The organism is Rahnella sp. ChDrAdgB13 (genome assembly GCF_017655185.1).
Lineage (GTDB): Bacteria > Pseudomonadota > Gammaproteobacteria > Enterobacterales > Enterobacteriaceae > Rahnella > Rahnella contaminans.
On record NZ_JAEMGT010000121.1, the window covers coordinates 1 to 22,856 of the forward strand.

General features: G+C 54.5%; 17 protein-coding genes. 10 read left to right on the forward strand and 7 right to left on the reverse strand.

Annotated elements, in window-relative coordinates; genetic code table 11:
- The first annotated feature begins 298 nt into the window (after positions 1-298).
- Positions 299-904, forward strand: a complete 606-nt coding sequence (gene ybjG / locus J8X26_RS23865) for an undecaprenyl-diphosphate phosphatase (RefSeq protein WP_152326947.1) — start codon at positions 299-301, stop codon at positions 902-904.
- 82 nt (positions 905-986) lie between these two features.
- Here the strand turns inward: ybjG and J8X26_RS23870 are convergent, their stop codons facing one another.
- A complete protein-coding gene (locus J8X26_RS23870) occupies positions 987-2,198 on the reverse strand; it encodes a serine hydrolase (RefSeq protein ID WP_152326946.1) in 1,212 nt (403 codons plus the stop codon).
- 310 nt (positions 2,199-2,508) lie between these two features.
- Here J8X26_RS23870 and J8X26_RS23875 point away from each other — a divergent pair, with 310 nt between their 5' ends.
- Positions 2,509-2,847, forward strand: a complete 339-nt coding sequence (locus tag J8X26_RS23875; protein ID WP_208952160.1) for a GlpM family protein — start codon at positions 2,509-2,511, stop codon at positions 2,845-2,847.
- A gap of 4 nt (positions 2,848-2,851) precedes the next feature.
- Here the strand turns inward: J8X26_RS23875 and J8X26_RS23880 are convergent, their stop codons facing one another.
- The gene (locus J8X26_RS23880) at positions 2,852-3,790 is read right to left on the reverse strand and encodes a LysR family transcriptional regulator (RefSeq protein WP_152326944.1); all 939 of its coding nucleotides are present in this window, start codon (positions 3,788-3,790) and stop codon (positions 2,852-2,854) included.
- Between the two features lie 156 nt (positions 3,791-3,946).
- Between J8X26_RS23880 and J8X26_RS23885 the strand changes: the two genes are divergently transcribed.
- The 3 genes from J8X26_RS23885 to J8X26_RS23895 all read left to right on the forward strand — a co-directional run bounded on the left by J8X26_RS23885 (position 3,947) and on the right by J8X26_RS23895 (position 7,417).
- Positions 3,947-5,368, forward strand: coding sequence for a M20 family metallopeptidase (locus J8X26_RS23885; RefSeq protein WP_165057906.1), 1,422 nt, complete (start codon positions 3,947-3,949; stop codon positions 5,366-5,368).
- Positions 5,365-6,648: an MFS transporter gene (locus J8X26_RS23890; protein ID WP_152326942.1), complete on the forward strand. Its 1,284-nt coding sequence runs from the start codon at positions 5,365-5,367 to the stop codon at positions 6,646-6,648. Before J8X26_RS23885 ends, J8X26_RS23890 begins: the two co-directional genes overlap by 4 nt.
- 148 nt (positions 6,649-6,796) lie before the next feature.
- Positions 6,797-7,417: a glutathione S-transferase family protein gene (locus J8X26_RS23895; RefSeq protein ID WP_152326941.1), complete on the forward strand. Its 621-nt coding sequence runs from the start codon at positions 6,797-6,799 to the stop codon at positions 7,415-7,417.
- Between the two features lie 53 nt (positions 7,418-7,470).
- Here the strand turns inward: J8X26_RS23895 and J8X26_RS23900 are convergent, their stop codons facing one another.
- On the reverse strand, positions 7,471-8,622 hold the full coding sequence (locus tag J8X26_RS23900; RefSeq protein WP_208952161.1) for a PQQ-dependent sugar dehydrogenase: 1,152 nt from the start codon (positions 8,620-8,622) through the stop codon (positions 7,471-7,473).
- Positions 8,623-8,919: 297 nt separating this feature from the next.
- On the opposite strand from J8X26_RS23900, the gene J8X26_RS23905 reads away from it, so the two are divergent.
- The 3 genes from J8X26_RS23905 (at position 8,920) to yicI (ending at position 13,974) form a co-directional block, all read left to right on the forward strand.
- Positions 8,920-9,993, forward strand: coding sequence for a sugar ABC transporter substrate-binding protein (locus J8X26_RS23905; protein ID WP_165057910.1), 1,074 nt, complete (start codon positions 8,920-8,922; stop codon positions 9,991-9,993).
- Positions 9,994-10,175: 182 nt separating this feature from the next.
- Positions 10,176-11,543, forward strand: a complete 1,368-nt coding sequence (locus J8X26_RS23910) for a glycoside-pentoside-hexuronide family transporter (protein ID WP_208952162.1) — start codon at positions 10,176-10,178, stop codon at positions 11,541-11,543.
- A gap of 106 nt (positions 11,544-11,649) precedes the next feature.
- Entirely contained in the window at positions 11,650-13,974 is a 2,325-nt protein-coding gene (gene yicI / locus J8X26_RS23915; RefSeq protein ID WP_208952163.1) for an alpha-xylosidase, read from the forward strand.
- A gap of 90 nt (positions 13,975-14,064) precedes the next feature.
- Here the strand turns inward: yicI and xylR are convergent, their stop codons facing one another.
- From xylR to xylF, 4 genes are all read right to left on the reverse strand, one after another.
- Complete coding sequence (gene xylR, locus J8X26_RS23920; protein ID WP_152326936.1) at positions 14,065-15,252, reverse strand: D-xylose utilization transcriptional activator XylR; 1,188 nt, start codon at positions 15,250-15,252, stop codon at positions 14,065-14,067.
- A 188-nt stretch (positions 15,253-15,440) separates the two neighbouring features.
- Positions 15,441-16,640, reverse strand: coding sequence for a xylose ABC transporter permease XylH (gene xylH, locus J8X26_RS23925; RefSeq protein ID WP_152326935.1), 1,200 nt, complete (start codon positions 16,638-16,640; stop codon positions 15,441-15,443).
- Entirely contained in the window at positions 16,633-18,174 is a 1,542-nt protein-coding gene (locus J8X26_RS23930; RefSeq protein ID WP_208952164.1) for a xylose ABC transporter ATP-binding protein, read from the reverse strand. The genes xylH and J8X26_RS23930 overlap by 8 nt, the downstream gene beginning before the upstream one ends.
- A 67-nt stretch (positions 18,175-18,241) precedes the next feature.
- On the reverse strand, positions 18,242-19,234 hold the full coding sequence (gene xylF, locus J8X26_RS23935) for a D-xylose ABC transporter substrate-binding protein (protein ID WP_152327189.1): 993 nt from the start codon (positions 19,232-19,234) through the stop codon (positions 18,242-18,244).
- A gap of 383 nt (positions 19,235-19,617) precedes the next feature.
- Here xylF and xylA point away from each other — a divergent pair, with 383 nt between their 5' ends.
- Positions 19,618-20,937, forward strand: a complete 1,320-nt coding sequence (gene xylA / locus J8X26_RS23940) for a xylose isomerase (protein WP_152326933.1) — start codon at positions 19,618-19,620, stop codon at positions 20,935-20,937.
- Positions 20,938-21,076: 139 nt separating this feature from the next.
- A complete protein-coding gene (xylB, locus tag J8X26_RS23945) occupies positions 21,077-22,528 on the forward strand; it encodes a xylulokinase (protein ID WP_208952165.1) in 1,452 nt (483 codons plus the stop codon).
- The last annotated feature ends 328 nt before the right edge of the window (positions 22,529-22,856 follow it).

The window sequence follows — 22,856 nt, forward strand, 5'->3', positions numbered from 1 at the left end:
TTGCTGACAGCGCTTAGGGGCTGTATTTCCAAAATTGACGCAACTTTTCTTTGACGGAACACGGTAGCTGCTTAAGGCTTCCTTAAGTTCTTCTCTTTACACTCTATTTCATCGCGAAACTATACCGCCGTTCAACGAGTGCGGATATTCAGACGATACCCCCTTTACCTCACAGGCAGCACAAACTAACGTGGCATCCACGTTTTTTGCCTGTTGTCAGTGGGTTACCGGAAATTTGTGATCACTATTTTGGCCTGTTTATTTGGCCTGTCTGGCCTGTACATACGAGGGTAGTTTTATGGAGCAGCTGAATCATCTGGTGTTTTTATGGATCAACGCGACGCCCGCTTCGCCGCACGCGCTGATCAGTCTGGCGGCTTTTCTGGCCAATGACCTGATTCTCATCGTCCCGCTTCTGATTGTCGGGCTCTGGCTTTGGGGTCAGCGCGACCAGATCGGCCAGCAACGTGAACTGGTCAGTAAAACCACCATTGCGCTGCTCTTTGCGATGACGACGGCCAAAACGCTCTCGATGCTTTTCCCTCACGCCCGCCCTTTCGTTGAAGGTTTTGGTTATAACTTCCTGCATCACGCGCCGGATGATTCTTTCCCGAGCGACCACGGCACGGCGATTTTCACTTTCGCGCTGTCATTCCTGTTCTGGCACCGCATCTGGTCCGGCGCGCTGCTGATGGTGACAGCCATCGCCATCGCCTGGTCACGTATTTATTTAGGCATTCACTGGCCGCTGGATATGCTGGGCGGATTACTGGTTGGCATGCTCGGTTGCCTGTTCGCCCAGCTGGTGTGGAACCTGTTTGGTGAGCAGATTAACGCGATGATGTGCAAAGTTTACCGTTTTGGATTCGCCTTCCCGATCAGGAAAGGCTGGGTGCAGAACTGATTTTCCGGCCGTTCAGGCATAAAAAAGCGAGGCTTTGTTGGCCTCGCTTTTTTTGTGTCAGATTTCAGGGGATAAGCCGCAGTTACTTGCCGAAAATGCTGCCAAACAGGCCGCTGATTTTCATCATCACGAAGTCCCAGATACGGCCAAAGAAGCCCGCCTCCTTCACTTCCTGCAACGCCACCAGCGGACGCTGTTCAATAACTTTGCCGTCCAGACTGAAATCCACGGTTCCCACAACCTGATTCTTCGCCAGCGGCGCTTCAAGCTGCTTATTGGTCAGCGTGAAGCTGGCTTTCAGGTTTTTTAGCTGGCCTTTCGGCATCGTCAGTGAGGCATTTTCAGCCACACCCAGCGGAACCATTTTTTCATCACCAAACCAGACGCGCTGGCTGGTGAATGCATCGCCGGCTTTAATTGGCGTCAGCGTTTCAAAGAAACGGAAACCCCAGGTCAGCAGACTTTCGCTCTCGCTGAAACGGATACGGTCGCTCGGCGCGCCCATGACTACCGCAATCAAACGCATACCGGTAGAGTCGCTGGCGGAAGAGACCAGGTTATACCCCGCGCCCGACGTGAAGCCGGTTTTGATGCCGTCCACATTCAGATTCGAACTCCACAACAGGCGGTTACGGTTAATCTGTTTAATGTGGTTGAAGGTGAATTCTTTCTCTTTATGCAGCGCATATTCGTCCGGCGTATCGCGGATCAGCGCCTGCGACAGCAGCGCCATATCCGTAGCCGACGTGTATTGCCCGTCCGCATCCAGCCCGTGAACGGTTTTAAAATGCGTATTTTGCAGTTTCAGCTGTTCGCCGTAGCGGTTCATCAGATTCACGAAGGAATCCTGGCTACCTGCCACAAAATCGGCCAGCGCGATACTCGCGTCGTTACCCGACTGGATGACGATCCCTTTATTCAGCTCGGAAACCGGCACGCGGTCACCGGGTTTAAGGAACATCAAGGACGATCCGCGCAGCACCGGATTGCCGGTTGCCCAGGCATCGTTACCGACAGAAACCAGATCGTCGGATTTGATTTTGCCGGATTTAATGGCCTGGCCGACCACGTAGCTGACCATGATTTTACTCAGGCTGGCCGGGTCGAGGCGCGCGTCAGGATTCGATTCAGTCAGGATCTTCCCGCTGTTGTAATCCATTAGCACCCAGGATTTGGCATTAATCTGTGGTGCGACGGGGCCGTTGTCCGCCTGAGCGGCAGGAAGCGCCAGCAGCATTACTCCACCGCCCAGCGCGTAAATGAAAGTCCGTTTGAATTGGGAAGAAATTGTCATAGGTATCAGCGCTTTTGTCCGGGTAACTGAAATTTATCTTATCTTTCAAACAGATTGTACAACTCTGTCTGACGTAAAACCTACTGCGTTCTGGGTCTGGAATAAACCTAAATAGTGTAAAGATCTTAAGAATAGTAGAATTTTCCACTGCTTGCGCTGATTCAACCGGCGATAAAAACAGCAGTCAGCACTTGACCAATTCATTCATGTGCGTCAGTTTGGGGTGTAGATTCATATAAAATATCTATAACAATAAACGGCTTAATCGCAACGGCGCTACAACGACGATGAACGAGCCGCAGGGGCAGAAATGGGACTGGTAATTAAGGCGCTGATCGGAGCGCTGGTCGTGATTTTAATCGGGGTGCTGTCCAAAACCCGAAACTATTATATCGCCGGGCTGGTCCCGCTCTTTCCTACGTTCGCCTTAATTGCTCACTACATCGTGGGCACGGAACGCAGCATTGAGGCACTGCGAACCACGATTGTCTTCGGCTTGTGGGCCGTCATTCCTTATATGGTGTACCTGATTTCGCTCTATTTTTTCATCGGCTCGATGAAACTGCCTTACGCCCTGCTCTGCGCCGTCGTTTGCTGGTCGCTGGCGGGGTGGCTGCTGATTAGCCTGTGGACGCGTTTTCACGCCTGACTTTTTATAACTGGGCAGTATTCAAATCGAAATCACGGATAAAGGCCTCGTTTTCCCGCACCAGTTCGTCACGGATAAAATCGACAAACTGACCGAGCGCCGCCGAACGCCTTTTACCGGCAGGTGATTGCAACTGCAACGTCCGCTGGCTCAGCTGTTCAATGTTCACCGGTTTGACCCGCAAATTATCGCGCCGGGCTTTATACATAATGGAAAAGTGGCTGCACGCGACAATCGCCCCCGGCGTCTGCACCATAAAATCGTAAAGCGTCGAAAAACGGTTACAGCTCACTGCGGGTTCCAGAAAAATTCCGCTCATCCGGCACGACAAATCAAACAGCTGGCGGATAGTGCTGCCCTGCTCGTTCATCGCCAGCGGGTACGGATGCAAATCTGTCAGCAGCACGTCCTTATCGGCCAGCGGATGATCCGGGCGCATCACCATGCGAACCGGCGCAGGGAAAGACGCCATGATGTCCACGCCGCGCTCCGCCACCAGACTGAACTGTAACGCGAGTTCCACTTCTCCGTTGTGGATCATTTCCGACACTTCCACCGCCGTGCCGACGTTGAGATAAAACATCACGCCCGGGTTTATCTTGCGAAACCGCGAGAACAGCTGCGGCAGTAAATCAAACGCCAGCCCGTCAGTGCAGGCCATGCGGATCACGGTTCGCCTCACGGCGTTCAGCCCCTGAATTTCCGCAATCGCGTGCTCCATTTCCATCATGCTTTTACGCACATGGTTTTCCAGAATCTGCCCGGCATCGTTGAGCACCATCCCGCGCGCATGACGTTCAAACAGCGGCGCGCCGATGCGTTCTTCCAGACGCTGGATCTGACGGCTGATGGCCGATACCGCCACAAATAATTGCTTACTCGCCGCGCTCAGGGAGCCGGTATTGGCCACCGCCAGAAAATAGCGAATCTCCGTACTTTGCATGACCGTATTGCCTCATAACTGTGCAGATGAGCATTACAATAAAAGCAACGCTAACTTGCAATTATTATTATTGTGGCAACGCTGACGTAGCGCTTAGAGTGAAACTGCTAAAAAAACCAACAATAAAATCACAAACACAACAAAAGCAGGATCCTCATGACAGCGGAAAATATCGTTGAACAGGCGTTAGCCTGGTTCGATCAGGGTGAATACCAGCGCACGCTGGCGCGCAGGGTGGCAATTGCCTCCGAAAGCCAGAGTAATCAGCGGGACGCCGAACTGGCGCGTTATCTCGATGAAGAGATTAAACCGGCACTCGCGGCGATGGGTTTCAGCCTGCTGAGCGTCGAAAATGCGTATGCCGCTAACCGACCGTTTTTGATCGCTACCCGCATTGAAGACGATGCGTTGCCCACAATCCTGAGTTACGGCCATGGCGACGTAGTGTTCGGCGACGATGAAAACTGGCGCAGCGACTTATCGCCGTGGGAACTGAAAGAAGACGGCGACCGCTGGTACGGACGTGGCAGCGCCGACAACAAAGGCCAGCACAGCATTAACATTGCCGCGCTGGAACAAATCTACCAGGCCCGCAGCGGGAGCCTCGGTTTTAACTGCAAACTGCTGTTCGAAATGGGTGAAGAAATCAGCTCACCGGGGCTGGCCGAACTTTGCCGTGAATATCAGGAACAGCTTAGCGCCGATATTTTCCTCGCCTCCGACGGCCCGCGCCTGAGCGCCGTGCGCCCGACGCTGTTCCTCGGTTCACGCGGTGCGGTGAATTTCCGTCTCACCATCAATGCCCGCGACAACGCCTATCACTCCGGAAACTGGGGCGGCCTGCTGACCAATCCGGGGACGCAGCTGGCAAACGCGCTGGCCTGTCTGGTGAATCAGCACGGCCAGTTGCAGGTTTCTGCGCTGAAACCGCCTGCGGTCAGTGACGCTATCCGCGAAATTCTCAGCGATGTGGACGTCGGCGATGGCAAAAACGATCCGAAGATTGACCTGAACTGGGGCGAGGAAGGTCTCACGCCTGCCGAGCGTCTCTATGCGTGGAATACGCTGGAAGTGCTGTCCTTCCTGACCGGCAATCCGCAGCGCCCGATGAACGCCATTCCCGGCTCCGCGACGGCGGTGTGTCAGCTGCGTTTTGTCGTCGGCACCGACTGGCAGAATCTTGCAGAGCACGTCCGTGCGCACCTGGATGCACACGGTTTCCCGCAGGTTGAGGTGGAATTTATGCGTGGCTCACCGGCCACCCGCTTCGACCCGACCGATCCTCTGGTGGACTGGGCGCTGAATATCATGCAAATAACAACCGGTAAAAAGCCGGCATTGCTGCCGAATCTCGGCGGTTCGCTGCCTAACGATGTCTTCGCCGATATTCTCGGTTTACCGACGTTATGGGTGCCGCACTCTTATCCGGCCTGCGGTCAGCACGGCGTGAATGAACACATGCTGATCCCCGTTGCGCGCGAAGGGCTGGCGATCATGACCCATCTGCTTTGGGATCTCGGTGAAAACGGTGCGTCCGTTCTGGCCCGTCACCACGCCCATACAGGAGGTGTGCAATGAGCCAGTTAAGCGCCAGTTCCGCTTCCGTCAGCACCACGGCTGAGAAACCGAGCCTGTTGAAAACCCTTTTTGCGACCTGTATCGGGAACGCGCTGGAGTGGTTTGATATCGCCATTTACGGCTTTTTCGCCAGCTACATTGCGCATGCCTATTTCCCGACGTCCGACCCGACCGTTTCACTGTTGCTGGCGTTCGGCAGCTTCGGGGTTTCATTCCTGATCCGGCCACTCGGCGCAATCGTTCTCGGTGCGTATGCCGACAAACACGGACGTAAAGCGTCGCTGCTGATGTCCATCAGCCTGATGATGATTGGCGGCTTAATCATTGTGCTCACACCGTCCTACGCCACTATAGGCATGGCCGCTCCGCTGCTGATCCTCGCGGCACGCCTGATTCAGGGCTTCTCGGCGGGTGGTGAGTTCGGCAGCTCAACGGCGTTTCTGGTTGAACATTTCCCCGAACGCAAAGCGTTTATCGCCAGCTGGCAGTTCGCCACGCAAGGTGCAAGTACCTTGCTGGCCTCTGCATTTGGCCTGGGGTTGTCTGCCATTCTGAGTGAAACGCAGTTGCAGGACTGGGGATGGCGCATTCCGTTTATTTTCGGTCTGCTGATTGGCCCGGTCGGTTTGTATATCCGCCGCCATATCAAAGAATCGGAAAGCTTCAGTAAAGCCGAGAAAACCGCGTCGCCGCTGAAAGAAATCGTGCGCTCGCAAAAAGGCCTGTTCTTTACGGCTATCGGCCTGATGGTGGTTTCCACTGCCATCAACTACATGCTGAACTATGTACCGACGTACGCTACAAAAACGTTGCATTTGCCTGCTTCCGCGGGCTTTAGCGCCACGTTATCGGCGGGGATTATCCTGACCGTCGTTACGCCGGTGATGGGGCTGTGGGCGGAGAAAATCGGTCGTCTGCCGCTGATGTGGGGCTCGCTTATCCTGCTGTTGCTGACCATTTATCCGGCCTTCTGGCTGATGCTGCAATACACATCGGCGCTGTCCTTACTGCTGCTGATAAGCTGGCTGGCGTTGCTGAAATCGGTGTATTTCTCCACAGTGCCGTCGATGATGGCGGATTTGTTCCCGATCACCACCCGCGCCAGCGGCATGGCGATCAGCTACAACGTGGCGGTCACCGTGTTCGGCGGCTTTGCGCCGTTCATCTGTACGCTGCTGATTTCCGCCACCGGCAGCAGCCTGGCGCCAGGTTACTACCTGATGATGGTCGCCCTGCTCAGCGTCTGGGCACTGTTTAAAGCGCAGAAAACACAGCGCTGATTTTCCGTAATCCCATTTAGCGGCGGGGAAACCTGTCGCTGAGTGTTACGCTTAACCCTTCGCAAAACCCCTTCACCTGCCCTATAGTCATTGCCATTGTGCTGGCTAACGTTCTGTTTATTTACCCTTTTCAAATGAGGAGTTCTGAATGATCACCCTGTGGGGCCGCGATAACTCAACGAATGTGAAAAAAGTCCTGTGGTTACTGGATGAACTGAAACTGCCTTTTCAGCAAATTAACGCCGGGGGCGCTTATGGTAAAAATCATGAGCCACTTTATCTGTCACTCAATCCGAACGGACTGGTGCCTTGCCTGCAGGATGATGATTTTGTCTTATGGGAATCGAATGCCATTTTGCGTTATCTCGCCGAACGCGCAGGCAATGAAGCATTCTGGCCTTCTGATCTGCGGGCTCGCGCAAGCGCGGATAAATGGCTGGACTGGACCGCAAACACCCTGACCATTCCTTTCCGTCAGGTCTTTCTGACGCTGGTTCGCGTTCCCGAACCGGAGCGTGATATGAATCTGGTGGCGACAGGCATGGAGGCATTTGAAAAACACTGGGCGATTGTCGACAAGGTGCTGGCGCAGCAGGCATGGTTATCTGGCGAACATTTCGGGCTCGGGGACATCCCGCTGGCGATCTACGCCTACGCCTGGTACGGGCTGAATATTGAACGTCAGGCCCATCCGAATGTAGAGCGCTGGTATAAGCAAATCACCCAGCGCCCGGATTTCCAGAAACGCGTGATGATCCCGCTAACGTAGACTTAAACATAAAAGGCGTGCCGCAACGATACGCCTTTTTTAGCATCCGGCAGTTACTGGCCCGGCGACACCTTCAGCAGTTTCCCGTCACTTTCATCCGTCAGCACATAAACAAAACCGTCCGGCCCGACCTGTACTTCGCGAATACGCTCATTGCGGTCGCTTAGCAGACGTTCTTCATGGGTAATTTTTTCGCCGTCTACGGTCAGACGGATCAGCGATTTCCCGGCCAGCGCGCCCGCAAACAGCGAGTTTTTCCACTGCGGGAATTTCTGCGCGTTATAAAATGCCATGCCGCTCAGCGCCGGAGAAATTGCCCAGTAATAAATCGGATCTTCAGCGCCCGCCAGCGTGGTGCCTTTCGCTTCCGGGATAGGCTGCCCGGAATAGTTAATCCCAAACGTCGCCAGCGGCCAGCCGTAATTTTTTCCCGCTTTCGGCAGGTTCACCTCGTCCCCGCCGCGCGGCCCGTGCTCCGTTTCCCATAACGCACCGCTCCACGGATTCACCGCCAGCCCCTGCGGATTGCGGTTGCCGTAAGTCCAGATCTCCGGCTTCGCGTTTTTGTCACCTGCAAACGGATTATCCTGCGGAATGCCACCTTCCGGCGTCAGACGCAAAATCTTGCCTTGCAGCTGATTCAGGTGCTGAGCGTTGAGGCGCTGATTATTATCCCCGACTGACAGGAAAATATTGCCCTGCGCATCGAAAGCCATGCGCCCGCCCAGATTAATGCCGCTTTCCAGCGCCGGTTGCTGCACAAAAATCACTTTAAAATCCGTCAGACTTTGCTTGTCTGCCGACAACGTGCCATAGCCGAGCGCCGCGTGAGGCTCGCCCTTTTCACCCGGCTGCGCGAAAGAGAGATAAACCCGGCGGTTGTTAGCAAAATCCGGCGACAGGCGCACATCCCACAGCCCCGCCTGCCCGCTGACCCACACGCGCGGCACGCCTTTGAGCGGCGCGGAAAGTGCCTGGTCTGGCTGCCACAGACGCAGCTGGCCGCTGCGCTCAGTAATCAGCGCCCCTTGCGACTGCGGCAGAAATGCCAGCGACCACGGGTGATCCAGACCTTTCGCCAGTTCGGTGACCTCCGCGCGGGCAATCGCAAAGGGAACCGGCGATTTCGGTGCGGCAAATGCGTTCTCCGCCAGAAGTGAGGTTGAGAAAACGAATAAAGCGGCAGCGCGGAAAGAATATGACATCAGGCTTCTCCCGGAGACATTGATCAGCGTTGAATGTTCAGTTTAGGCCATGTACCTGATTTTGCTCAGCGCCACTCAGCGTTCTATAACCAACAGGAATAACGCCAGCCGGAAATATACTATCAACAAAGCATTCCCTCCTTCTTAACATACCGGTAGACTTCGTTGTCACAATGGACGTCCAGACAGACGGACTTCCAAACATCCTCAATTTGGTCCGTTCTTTTTGTTCCGAATTTTTATGCCAAAAAACATCTGTGAAACACACATCGCACCCGACGACGGAGTTGTTAAATAATGAAAAAAATATCCGCATCCCTGCTGGCGCTTAGCCTGTTCTCCGCCCTGCCCGCGTTTGCCGCTGATGCCCAGCTGGCACCGGTTCCGGCTGCGATTGCACAACACAACGGCCCGGTGCGCATTGCCGTTATCCGTAACCTCGGCTCCGATGACAACACCACGCAATTTCTCGCGGGAGCCATCAAGCAAGGCCATGCGCTGGGCTTTAAAGTCGATACATTCCTGAGTAACGGCGACGACGCCAAGTTTCAGGATTTCGTGAATCAGGCCATCAGCCAGAAATACGACGGAATAATCCTGTCGCAGGGCCGTGGACCGTATTCCGAAGCGCTGGCAAAACGCATTGCCGCCGCGGGCATTGCGGTTTCAGCGTTTGATACCGAAGTCCCGGATACTATTGCGGGCGTCACCGTCACCCGTCAGGACGACGCGTCTCTGGCGAAAGCCTCCGTCGGCCAGCTGGTTAAAGATTTCAACGGCAAAGCCAACATCATCAAACTGTGGGTGGCCGGGTTCCCGCCAATGGAACGCCGCCAGAAAACTTACGAAGCCATCCTGAAAGAGAACCCGGGCATTCACCAGCTTGAGTCTATCGGCGCGGTTTCTTCAGACGTTCAGGGCGACACCGCCAACAAAGTCGGGGCGATTCTGGCGAAGTATCCGAAAGGCCAGATTGATGCCATCTGGGGTTCCTGGGATGCCTTCAGCCAGGGGGCTTACAAAGCGCTGAAAGAAAATGGCCGGACTGAAATCAAACTCTACAGCATTGATGCCTCGAATCAGGATCTGCAACTGATGCGCGAGAAAGGCAGCCCTTGGTTGTTCACGGCGGCGGTGGATACGCAACTGATCGGCGCAGTAAACCTGCGTATTGTGGCGCTGAAAATTGCTGGTGAAAAAACGCCGCAGACTTATGAATTCCCGGCGCAGACGATTCCGCAATCCCTGCTGGTCAGCCAGCCGGATGGCCTGAACGTCAGCGGCCTGAGCAAAATCATTCCGGGCTGGGGGAAATCAGAAGATTTCACCGCGCCATGGTTTGCCACGCTGGAAGCAAAATACAAAAAGTAATTGCCTCAGACCTCCCGGAAACGGGAGGTTATTTCATCACTTATCCCCTCCTTGCGTTACCGTTTCCCCCCTGCGATCACAGAAATAAAGAAACATAATTTCAGAATTAAAAATCTCAATAGCCGCAACCGCTTACAACCGTTAAAACCTGTACTCTCCCTTTTCATATGGACATTGAAGCAATGAGTACAGAAATCCTTTCGGTCAAGGAAAAGATTGGATATGGATTAGGCGACGCCGCCAGTCATATCATTTTTGATAATGTCATGCTGTACATGATGTTTTTCTACACCGACATTTTCGGCATTCCCGCCGGATACGTCGGCACCATGTTCCTGCTGGCCCGCGCACTCGATGCTATCTCTGACCCCTGCATGGGATTGCTGGCTGACCGCACCCGCACGCGTTGGGGCAAGTTCCGCCCTTACGTCCTGTTCGGCGCGATCCCTTTCGGCATCGTCTGCGTCTTCACCTACACCACGCCGGAACTGAGCATGACCGGCAAAATGATCTACGCCGCCATCACTTACACGCTGCTCACGCTGATGTATACCGTGGTCAACATTCCGTATTGCGCACTCGGCGGTGTGATTACCTCGAACCCGACACAGCGTATTTCGCTGCAATCCTACCGCTTCGTGCTGGCGACGGCGGGCGGCATGCTGAGCACCGTGCTGATGATGCCGCTGGTAAAACTCATTGGCGGCGAAAATCAGGCGCTGGGTTATCAGGGCGGCATTGCCGTACTGGCGATTGTCGCGGCCATCATGCTGGCAATCTGTTTTGCCACGACCAAAGAGCGTATCGATCCGGGCAAACCGACCGGCACCATGCGCGAGGATTTGCGCGACATCTGGCATAACGATCAATGGCGTATTGTGGGGCTGCTGACCATCCTTAACATCATCGCCGTGGCGGTACGCGGCGGCGCCATGATGTATTACGTCACCTATATTCTCGGCAATCCGCTGCTGTTCGTCTGGTTCCTCGGCGTCTATTCCGTCGGCAATCTGTTCGGCAGCGCACTCGCCAAACCGCTCACCGACTGGAAATGCAAAGTGAGCGTGTTTTGGTGGACCAACGCTATTCTTGCCGTACTCAGCGTCGCTATGTTCTTCCTGCCGGTTCATGGCAGCCTCGCGATGTTTGTGTTCATCTTTGTTATCGGCGTACTGCATCAGCTGGTGACGCCAATTCAGTGGGTCATGATGTCCGACACCGTCGATTACGGTGAATGGACCGACGGCAAACGCCTGACCGGTATCAGCTTTGCGGGGACCTTATTTGTACTCAAACTCGGTCTGGCATTGGCGGGCGCGATGATCGGCTGGATGCTGGCCGGTGCCGGTTATCAGTCCGGTGCTGCCACGCAGAACGCGACCACGCTGGCCTGCATCGTCGCGCTGTTCACGCTGGTGCCCGCCGCCTGTTACCTGCTGAGCGCGATCATCTGCAAGCGTTATTACATCCTGCGCACGCCGCTGCTGCGCCGCATCCTTGACGAAGTTGCGCAAGGCATCCGCCGCAATCAGCAAGAATTTATGAAATGACATTTTTTGACTTAACGGAATATGCCCCAAATCATTCGTGCTGAATCAAGGCGACAGCTGCCAACGCACAGTCAGTGCGAAGGATGAAGGGCAAAAGGAGGACATAATGAAGATAAGTGACGGCAACTGGTTGATACAAGAGGGTTTAGTTTTAACGCACCCTTTACAGGTATTCGAAGTTCAGCGCGCCGGAAACGAAATGGTGATTTACGCGGCGCCGAAAGACGCCTCTGAGCGCGCCAGCCAGCTCGATTCCCCGCTGTTTACGCTGCGTTTTTTCTCGCCGCAAACCGGTGTGATTGGCGTACGCATTACCCATTTTGACGGCAAAACGGACAAGGGCCCGCATTATCCGCTAATCCAATCCGACACACCGGAACTGCGCTTTGAAGACAATGCGGAATTTGCTGCATTGCACAGCGGTTCGCTGAGCGTCCGCGTGACCAAAGGCGATAACTGGACGCTCGATTTCCTGCGCGATGGCCGCCGAATTACCGGCAGCGTGGCGAAATCCAACGGTTACGTGCAGGACAACAAATCGCACAAAACCTACATGATGGAGCGGTTGGATCTGGGCGTCGGCGAAACGGTTTACGGGCTGGGAGAACGCTTCACCGCGCTGGTTAAAAACGGGCAAACCGTCGAAACCTGGAACCGCGACGGCGGCACCAGCACCGAGCAATCCTACAAAAACATTCCGTTCTATTTGACAAACCGCGGCTACGGTGTGCTGGTGAACCATCCGGAATGCGTGTCGTTTGAAGTCGGTTCCGAGAAAGTGTCGAAAGTGCAGTTCAGCGTGGAAGGCGAATACCTCGAATATTTCGTCATCGACGGTCCGACGCCGAAAAAAGTACTCGACCGTTATACGCGCCTGACCGGCCGCCCTGCGCTGCCGCCCGCCTGGTCATTTGGCCTGTGGCTGACCACATCCTTCACCACCAATTACGACGAAGCAACGGTCAACAGCTTTATCGACGGCATGGCCGAACGCAATCTGCCGCTGCACGTTTTCCATTTCGACTGCTTCTGGATGAAAGCTTTCCAGTGGTGCGATTTTGAATGGGATCCGCAAACTTTCCCGGATCCTCAGGGCATGTTGCAGCGCCTGAAAGCACGCGGTCTGAAAATCTGCGTGTGGATAAACCCGTACATCGGGCAGAAATCTCCGCTGTTCCACGAAGGCAAAGAGAAAGGGTATCTGCTCAAACGTCCGGACGGCCGCGTATGGCAGTGGGATAAATGGCAGGCCGGGATGGGCATTGTCGATTTCACCAATCCGCAGGCCTGCGAATGGTACGCCGGACACCTGAAACGGCTGGTGGATATGGGCGTGGATTGCTTCAAGACAGACTTCGGCGAGCGCATTCCTACAGATGTGGTCTGGCACGACGGCTGCGACCCGCAGAAAATGCACAACCATTACGCGTTTGTGTACAACAAGCTGGTGTACGAAACGTTGCAGGATAAACTCGGCGCATCCGAAGCCGTGCTGTTTGCCCGTTCGGCCTCCGTGGGCGCGCAGCAATTCCCGGTTCACTGGGGCGGCGACTGTTACGCCACTTACGAATCCATGGCGGAAAGCCTGCGCGGTGGCCTGTCCATCGGGTTATCCGGGTTCGGGTTCTGGAGCCACGACATCGGCGGTTTCGAAAACACCGCACCGGCACATATCTACAAACGCTGGTGCGCCTTCGGCCTGCTGTCGAGCCACAGCCGCCTGCATGGCAGTAAATCCTATCGTGTACCCTGGGTTTATGACGACGAAGCCTGCGATGTGGTGCGCCAGTTCACGCAACTGAAGTGCCGCCTGATGCCGTATCTGTATCCGGCCTCCGCGCAGGCCGCTAAAAGCGGAACGCCGGTCATGCGCGCCATGATGCTGGAATTCCCGGAAGATCCGGCCTGCGATTATCTCGACCGGCAATACATGCTCGGCGATGACCTGCTGGTTGCGCCGGTCTTCAGTGAACAAGGCGACGTGGATTTTTATCTGCCTCAGGGCCGCTGGACGCACCTGCTCAGCAACGAGGTGGCACAAGGTTCACGCTGGCACCGTCAGCAGCATGGCTTCGACAGCCTGCCACTGTACGTCCGCCCGAACACGTTACTGGCGACAGGCAGCAACAGTGAAAAACCGGATTACGACTACAGCGAGCGTCCGGAATTCCATCTGTTCGAGCTGGAAGATGGCGCAATTGCTGAGAGCCGTCTGACCGACCTGCATGGGAATGTGGTCTTTACGCTGAACGCACACCGCAGCGGTAATACGCTGACGCTGACCACGGAAGGCCAGGCAACCGGCTGGACGTTGTGCCTGCGCAATATTCACAGCGTCTCGAAATGCAGTCTGGCGACCACTTCGGCGACAGCGCAAGGAATACGCGTGACGCCGGAACACGACAGCCATCAGTTTGTTATTGTTTTATAAATGACGTTATAAAAACCGTCATATCAGCCTTAATACACAGCCCCGTCGCGAGTTCAGCGCGGGGCTTTTTTCTGGCTTTAGCACTCTGATTTATACGTCCTGATAGACGCTTTCGCCGTGAATACTGCGGTACTCTTTCGGTGTCATTTCATAGCCTTTCCTGAATACTGAATAGAAATATTGCAGTGACGGATACCCGCACATTTGCGAGATCTCATTGATGGAAATCGACGTGGCGGCCAGAAGGTTACGGGCGCGGTCGAGCTTTTCTTCGTGGATCACGCCGTGAATGGTTTGCCCGGTTTCATCTTTAAAACGCTTCTCCAGGTTAGATCGTGACATGCCGATAGCGTCCAGAACCTGCTCGACTTTGATGCCTTTACAAGCGTGATAACGGATGTAATGCATCGCCTGAATCACCGCCGGATCCCGCAAAGAGCGGAAATCCGTTGAACGACGTTCGACGACTTTGACCGGAGGAACCAGAATGCGCTGCAACGGCAGGTCGCGCTGATCCAGCAACTGATGCAGAAGTTTTGCCGCGCGATAGCCCATCTGCCGCGTGCCCTGCACCACGGAAGACAACGCCACGCGGGAAAGATAGCGGGTTAATTCCTCGTTATCGATTCCAATGACGCTGAGCTTTTCAGGCACGGGAATATTCAGATGTTCACAGACCTGCAATAAATGCCGGGCGCGGGCGTCGGTGACGGCGATAATGCCGGTTTGCTGCGGCAGCGTTTGTATCCAGTCCGCCAGCCGGTTTTGCGCGTGCTGCCAGTTCTCCGGTGCGGTTTCCATTCCCTGATACACCACGCCCTGATACTGCTCGGCTGACACCAGTTTCCTGAAAGCAAATTCGCGCTCCTGCGCCCAGCGTTTTCCGCCCGCATCGGGCAAGCCGTAAAAGGCAAAACGGTTGATGCCCTTCTCTTTCAGGTGCATAAAAGCGGCTTCGACCAGCGCGTGGTTATCGGTCGCGATGTAGTGAACCGGCGGGTAATCTTCTTCCCGATGATAAGACCCGCCGACACCGACAATCGGCACGTTAAGATCTTCGAGCAGGGTTTCAATTTCGCGGTCATCAAAGTCTGCGATGACACCGTCGCCCAGCCAGTCTTTAATGTTGTCGATACGGCAGCGAAAATCCTCTTCAATGAAGATATCCCAGTCGCTTTGCGAGGCCTGCAAATATTCGCCAACGCCTTCCACAACCTGACGGTCGTAAACTTTGTTCGCGTTAAATAACAGCGTGATCCGATAGCGTTTCTCAAACATGCCTGTTTCTCACCGATGATCAAATAGGCTAAAGCCCTGTTCAAATGCGCGCATGAACAGGGCGGGTTACATGGGTCTGGTGGTCAATAGCACAACGCCGGTTCTGCGTGGCGTTGGCAATCATAATATGTGAAGCTCCTCGGAGTTTTGTGAGTGACTGTCCGTAAACGTACGATTTACCGGCGGTGTTATGCGCGGCGCTTAGTCGCAGAATCCATCCACACCGCCAGCAGTAAAATCGCGCCTTTGACGATGTACTGCCAGAACGTCGGGACATCGAGCATGCTCATGCCGTTATCGAGCGACGCCATGATAAACGCGCCCATCACCGCACCGGCTACGCTGCCGACACCCCCGGCCAGGCTGGTGCCGCCAATGACACAGGCCGCAATCGCATCAAGCTCAGCAATGTTACCTGCTGATGGCGAACCTGCGCCCAGACGTGAGCTCAGAATTAACCCGGCAATCGCCACCATCAGGCCGTTGATGGCAAATACCGCCAGCTTACTGCGCTCGACGTTAACACCCGACAGTCTGGCGGCTTCGATGTTGCCGCCAATAGCATAAATACGGCGGCCAAAGGACGTGCGCGATGCCATGAACATTCCGCCGAGCATCAGCGCCACCAGAATCAGCACCGGCGTCGGTACGCCGCGATAATCGTTGAGCAGATAAATCGCGCCCAGCGCAATAATTGCAGTCAGCGCCTGACGGGTGACGTGGCTTTTCGCCGCCGTGACCGGCAGGCCGAGCGCAGCACGCTGGTTGCGGCGGCGCCATTGCCAGCCGATAAACAACGCTAAAGCAACTGCGCCGATGCCAAAGCCGAAGGAGTCGGGCAGATAACTCTGGCCGATTAAGGACATCGCCGGCGTGGTCGGCGCGACGGTCGTCCCGCTGGTGATCCCAATCAAAATGCCACGAAACGCCAGCATTCCGGCGAGGGTTACGATAAACGAAGGCACTTTGCGGTAAGCCACCCACCAGCCGTTCCATGCACCCAGTAGCAGTCCCAGCGCCAGCGTGACGATAATGGTCACCGGTAACGGCCAGCCTAACCAGACGTCAAAAATGGCCGCTGCGCCACCGAGCAGGCCCATCATCGAACCGACGGACAAATCGATTTCGGCAGAGATAATCACAAAGACCATGCCCACAGCCAAAATGCCGGTGATGGCGGTCTGGCGCAGCAGGTTGGAAATGTTACGCGCACTGATATACGCGCCATCAGTTGTCAGGCTGAAAAAAACGATGATCACTGCAATGGCCGCCAGCATGACAAAAACCTGAAGGTTGATGCTCTTCAGCTTAGGTACAGACAATGCACGGCCGTTTTCACCCTCGCCCGCCGCAGCGGATGGGTTTCCCGGTTGGGGAAATTTAGACATGAGCTTCACTCCTCAGGGCAGCTTCCATAACCTGTTCCTGACTTAAGTTATTGTTATCCAGACAGGCCTTTACCTGCCCGAGATGCATAACCACTATGCGGTCGCTGAGCCCCAGCACTTCGGGTAATTCGGAGGAAATGACAATAATCGCCATCCCCTGTGCCGCCAGCTGGGCGATCAGTTTGTAGATTTCATGTTTCGCCCCGACGTCGATGCCGCGCGTCGGCTCGTCGAGAATTAAGATTTTGGGTTTGAGTAACAGGCAACGGGCAAGAATGGCTTTTTGCTGATTACCGCCGCTGAGACGACCAATCGCCAGCTCAGGCGAGGACGTTTTAATCTTGAGCTGTCTGACCGATTCGCTGATGGTGTGCTGCTCCTGCGCTTCGCGCAGCACACCACCGCCGCTGAACTGGTCTAATGCCGCCAGCGTGATATTGCTGCCCACCGCCATTACCGGCACAATGCCGTCGCGTTTGCGATCTTCCGGCACCATCGCCAGGCCCCGGCGCATGGCGTCACGGCAACCGCTGATTTCCACCTTCTCTCCGCCAAGCCAGATATCCCCGCTCCAGCGCCCCGGATAAACACCGAATAAACACTCCATCGTTTCTGTTCTCCCGGCCCCGACCAGCCCTGCCACGCCAAGCACCTCGCCTTTATGCAGTGTAAATCCGGCGTTATCGACGCGTTTGATGTGGCGGTTTACCGGATGCCAGGCCGTGAGATTTTCGACGCGGAGCACTTCCTCGCCAATCTGGCGTTCACGGGGAGGAAACAGCTCGGTCAGCTCACGCCCTACCATCATCGAAATAATGTCTTTTTCCGACGTGCTGGCAGCCTCACAGGTCGCAATGTGCCGACCGTCGCGGATCACACACAGCTTGTCCGAAATGGCTTTGACCTCATTGAGCTTGTGCGAAATATAAATACAGGCGATATCGTGATGCCTCAGGTCGCGGATAATATCGAGAAGCACGGCCGTTTCGCTTTCGGTAAGCGACGCGGTCGGTTCATCCAGCACCAGCAAACGCACCTGTTTGTTCAGCGCTTTGGCGATTTCCACCAGTTGACGCTGACCCAGGCCGAGTTCACCCACCGGCGTATGCGGGTCAATATCCAGCTTCACCTGCGCCAGCATGCGCTGGCAGCGCAAATACATATTGTCAGTATCAAGCATTCCGTAACGGCCCCACTCGTTACCCAGAAACATGTTTTCCAGCACGCTGAGTTGTTTCACCAGCGCCAGCTCCTGATGAATAATCGCAATCCCTTTTTGTTCGGTATCGCGTATCCCTTTTGCGGTCAGACGCTCCCCTGCGAAATAAATTTCCCCTTCATACGTGCCGCCGGGATAAATACCGCATAACACTTTCATTAATGTGGATTTACCGGATCCATTCTCTCCGCACAGTGATAACACTTCCCCGGCCGATAACGTCAGGCTGATATTATCTACGGCTTTGACCGCGCCAAATTTCTTGGTGATATTGCGCATATCCAGCAGTGCTGATTTTTCATATTTCTCTGGCATAGTATTTTATCCTGATAAAAACAACACGCCGCAAAGACGTGTTGTTTTCATAGAAAATATTGAAAAATTAAAGGTCGGATTTTTTATGGAATCCGTCAGCCACCACGGTACTTTCGATATTATTTTTATCGACCTGAATCGGTGTTAATAAATAAGAAGGGACTTCTTTTTTCCCGTTATTTAACGTGGCGTTAGATTTTGGTGTTTCCCCCTTGCCTAACTGAACAGCAATTTCCGCCGCATCGTTGGCCAGTTTTGTGATGGGTTTATACACCGTCATGGTCTGTGTGCCAGCTTCGATACGTTTGATAGCGGCCAGATCCGCGTCCTGCCCGGAAATGGCAACTTTGCCCGCCAGACCCTGTGCGGATAAGGCCTGAACCGCACCGCCCGCCGTGGCATCGTTGGACGCCACAACCGCATCAATCTTGTTGTTATTGGCTGTCAGCGCGTTTTCCATGATCTTCAGCGCATTCTCCGGTAGCCAGCCGTCGGCCCACTGATCGCCGACCACTTTGATCTTTCCGTCTTTGATTAACGGATTCAGCACTTTCATTTGCCCTGCGCGGAACAGCTTGGCGTTGTTATCCACTGGCGAGCCGCCCATCAGGAAGTAATTACCCTGCGGCACGCGGTCTACCAGGCTTTGCGCCTGAAGCTCGCCCACTTTTTCGTTATCAAACGAGATATAAAAATCGATATCGGCGTTGTTGATCATACGGTCATAGGCCAGCACTTTGATGCCTTCACGCCTGGCTTCGGCTATCACGTTGCTCAGCACTTCACCGTTATAAGGAATGATGACCAGCACATCGACGCCCCGGTTAATCATATTCTCGATCTGCGCCATCTGTGTTTCTTCATTGCCATTGGCAGACTGAACAAAAACATCCGCGCCCAGCGTTTTGGCTTTAGCCACGAAAATATCGCGGTCTTTTTGCCAGCGCTCTAAACGTAAGTCATCAATTGCCATACCAATTTTAATTTCTTTCGCGAGCCCTGACTGGCTGAACAATACTAAAGCGGCACAGGCAGAAAGAATTATTTTATTCATTTTCATCATGTCAGACCTTTTATAAGAATAAGAAGCGGCAGATACAGAGAAACTCGTACAGAAATGACCCAAAGATTGTTGACGCTGGGTTATTAATCGGCAATTGCAGATTTTAATCACTGCGTTATGTTTTTTTGTTTATTCTCGGAATTATGATGGGGATCATGGTTTGATTGTAATAAACACAACATAAGTGCAATTATTCTCGAGGCATCATGGAGAACGAATAAAAACGCTAAACAGAACGGCTTATTTATGCGATCTGACGCACACTTAATAATTCTATTAATTTGAGTGTGAAATAACGTAATTGTGAGAAGCGCCGTCAACTCCGAAGATAGAAGCTCAGCCTCCCAGTCCCGCTGGGCCCGTTTTCAAGGAGTTATTCAATGCACGCATATTTCGACAAGCTCGACGCCGTTCGCTACGAAGGTGCTAACAGCACTAACCCGCTGGCATTCCGTCATTACAACCCTGAAGAAGTGATCCTCGGCAAAACCATGGCTGAGCATCTGCGTTTTGCGGCGTGTTACTGGCACACATTCTGCTGGAATGGTAACGATATGTTCGGCGTGGGCGCTTTTGACCGCCCGTGGCAGCAACCCGGTGATGCGCTGGAACTGGCAAAACGCAAAGCCGACGTGGCTTTCGAATTCTTCAAAAAACTGAACGTCCCTTACTACTGCTTCCACGATGTCGATGTCTCGCCGGAAGGCGCAACGGTCAAAGAATACATTAATAACTTCGCTATCATGACCGACGTTCTGGCGCAAAAACAGGAATCCAGCGGCGTAAAACTTTTGTGGGGCACGGCTAACTGCTTCACCAATCCCCGCTACGGCGCGGGTGCGGCCACCAATCCCAATCCGGAAATCTACAGTTGGGCAGCCACACAGGTGGTTCACGCGATGAACGCCACCCAACAACTGGGCGGCGAAAATTACGTGTTGTGGGGTGGCCGTGAAGGTTACGAAACCCTGCTAAATACTGACCTGCGCCAGGAACGCGAACAGCTTGGCCGCTTCATGCAAATGGTCGTTGAACACAAGCACAAAATCGGTTTTCAGGGCACGTTGCTTATCGAACCAAAACCGCAGGAACCGACCAAACATCAGTACGATTATGACGTGGCTTCTGTATACGGTTTCCTGAAACAATTTGGGCTGGAAAAAGAGATCAAAGTGAACATCGAAGCTAACCACGCCACGCTGGCGGGTCACTCTTTCCATCATGAGATTGCCAATGCGATTGCGCTGGGGATCTTCGGTTCCGTGGATGCCAACCGCGGCGACCCGCAGTGCGGCTGGGATACCGACCAGTTCCCGAACAGCGTCGAAGAAAACGCGCTGGTGATGTATGAAATCATTAAAGCGGGCGGCTTCACCACCGGCGGCCTGAACTTCGATTCCAAAGTACGTCGTCAGAGCACCGACAAATATGACCTGTTCTACGGTCATATCGGCGGCATGGACACCATGGCGCTGGCGCTTAAAGTCGCCGCCCGCATGATTGAAAGCCGCGAGCTGGATAAACACGTCGCACAGCGTTACGCGGGCTGGAACACCGAGTTCGGTCAGCAGATCCTGCAAGGTAAAATGTCGCTGGAGTCCCTGAGCCACTACGCGCAGCAACATGCGTTAGCGCCTCAGCATCAGAGCGGCCAGCAGGAACGTCTCGAAAATCTGGTTAACCGTTATCTGTTTGGTTAATTTACCAGGATGGAAAACGCCCTGCTGCCCGAGGTTTGCAGGGCGTGGAACGTTCAGGAAACGGGTTAACCCATCAACCTTCTCCCGCGCGCCCATGTTGTCATCACCGCCCTGCGTGGAGCAGGAAAAAGGAAAATGTATGTATCTTGGTCTGGATCTGGGCACCTCTGGCGTGAAAGCCATTTTACTCAGCGAAGAAGGTCAGGTTGTTGCCAGCCACAGTGAGGCGTTAACCCTTTCCCGTCCGCACCCGTTATGGTCTGAACAAAATCCTGCCGACTGGTGGGCCGTAACGGATAAAGCGGTGACTGCGCTTGCCAAAAAACACGCGCTCAAGGACGTCAAAGCCCTCGGGCTGACCGGCCAGATGCACGGTGCCACTGTGCTTGATGCTCATCAGCAGGTTTTACGCCCGGCGATTTTATGGAACGATGGCCGCAGCTCCAGCCAGTGCGAAACACTGGAAAAAAACGTCCCCGATTCACGCCAGATCACCGGCAACCTGATGATGCCGGGTTTTACCGCGCCGAAGCTGCTTTGGCTGCGTGAGAATGAACCTGAATTATTTGCGAAAATCGATAAGGTTTTATTACCCAAAGATTATCTGCGCTGGCTGATGACCGGCGTTTTCGCCAGCGATATGTCAGACGCGGCGGGCACAATGTGGCTGGACGTCGCAAAACGCGACTGGAGCGAAACGTTGCTGGCCGCCACCGGCCTCACGCGTGATCATATGCCCGCGCTGTTTGAAGGCAATCAGATCACCGGCCACTTGTTACCGGAACTCGCGTCACGCTGGAAAATGGATTCCGTACCGGTGATTGCGGGCGGTGGTGATAATGCGGCGGGCGCGGTGGGCGTCGGCCTCTATAAAACCGGGCAAGCCATGTTATCGCTGGGCACATCCGGCGTTTACTTCGCGGTCAGCGACAGTTTTCTCAGTAATCCGCAGCAGGCCGTCCACAGTTTCTGCCATGCCCTGCCCGATACCTGGCACCTGATGTCCGTGATGCTCAGCGCCGCGTCCTGCCTGGATTGGGCAGCAAAACTCACCGGCACCGCCTCCGTGGGTGAACTCATCAGCCTCGCCGAAAAAACGCCCCCTGCCGCTTCCCCGGTCTGGTTCCTGCCGTATCTTTCCGGTGAACGCACACCGCACAATAACCCGAATGCCAAAGGCACGCTGTTTGGCCTGACGCATGAGCACGGCCAGTCGGATATCGCCCGCGCCGTACTGGAAGGCGTCGGTTTTGCACTGGCCGACGGCATGGATGTGCTTCACGCCACCGGTCTGAAACCGCACAGCATCATCCTGATTGGCGGCGGCGCGCGCAGCCCTTACTGGCGGCAGATGCTGGCAGACATCAGCGGTGAAACGCTGGAGTACCGCACCGGCGGGGATGTCGGCCCGGCACTGGGGGCAGCGAGACTGGCGCAGATCGCTGTGAATGCCCGTAAACCGCTGGCAGAGTTTTTACCACCGCTGCCGCTGGAGCAGGTACATGAGCCGGACATGGCTAAGCACACAGATTATCTCGCGCGACGCGAAGTCTTCAGGGAGTTGTATGTGAGGCTTGAGGGGCTGATGTGATGGTAGATTGACCATCGTGGCAATTCGTAGCTGACCGAGAATATTTCTGTTTTTCAATTGCTGTGATCGCTCAGCGGTTCGCGCCGAAACCGACCAGAGGTGGAAAACCGCGTATTTTTTCGCGCGGTTTGTAATCCAACTGGAAGGAACCGCGCAGCGGCGGGATTTTGCGGCAATAGCCGGAGCCGCTGGAAAATAGCCAGCGAGCGGAAGCGCGCAGTGAAAAAGCGCGGGAGTCCAGAGGGTGCGCGCTTACCAGGGCTTACGCATTAAACTTATCGGGAATAATATCCTTTATATCCATGCAGTTGAATAACAATTCTTCCAT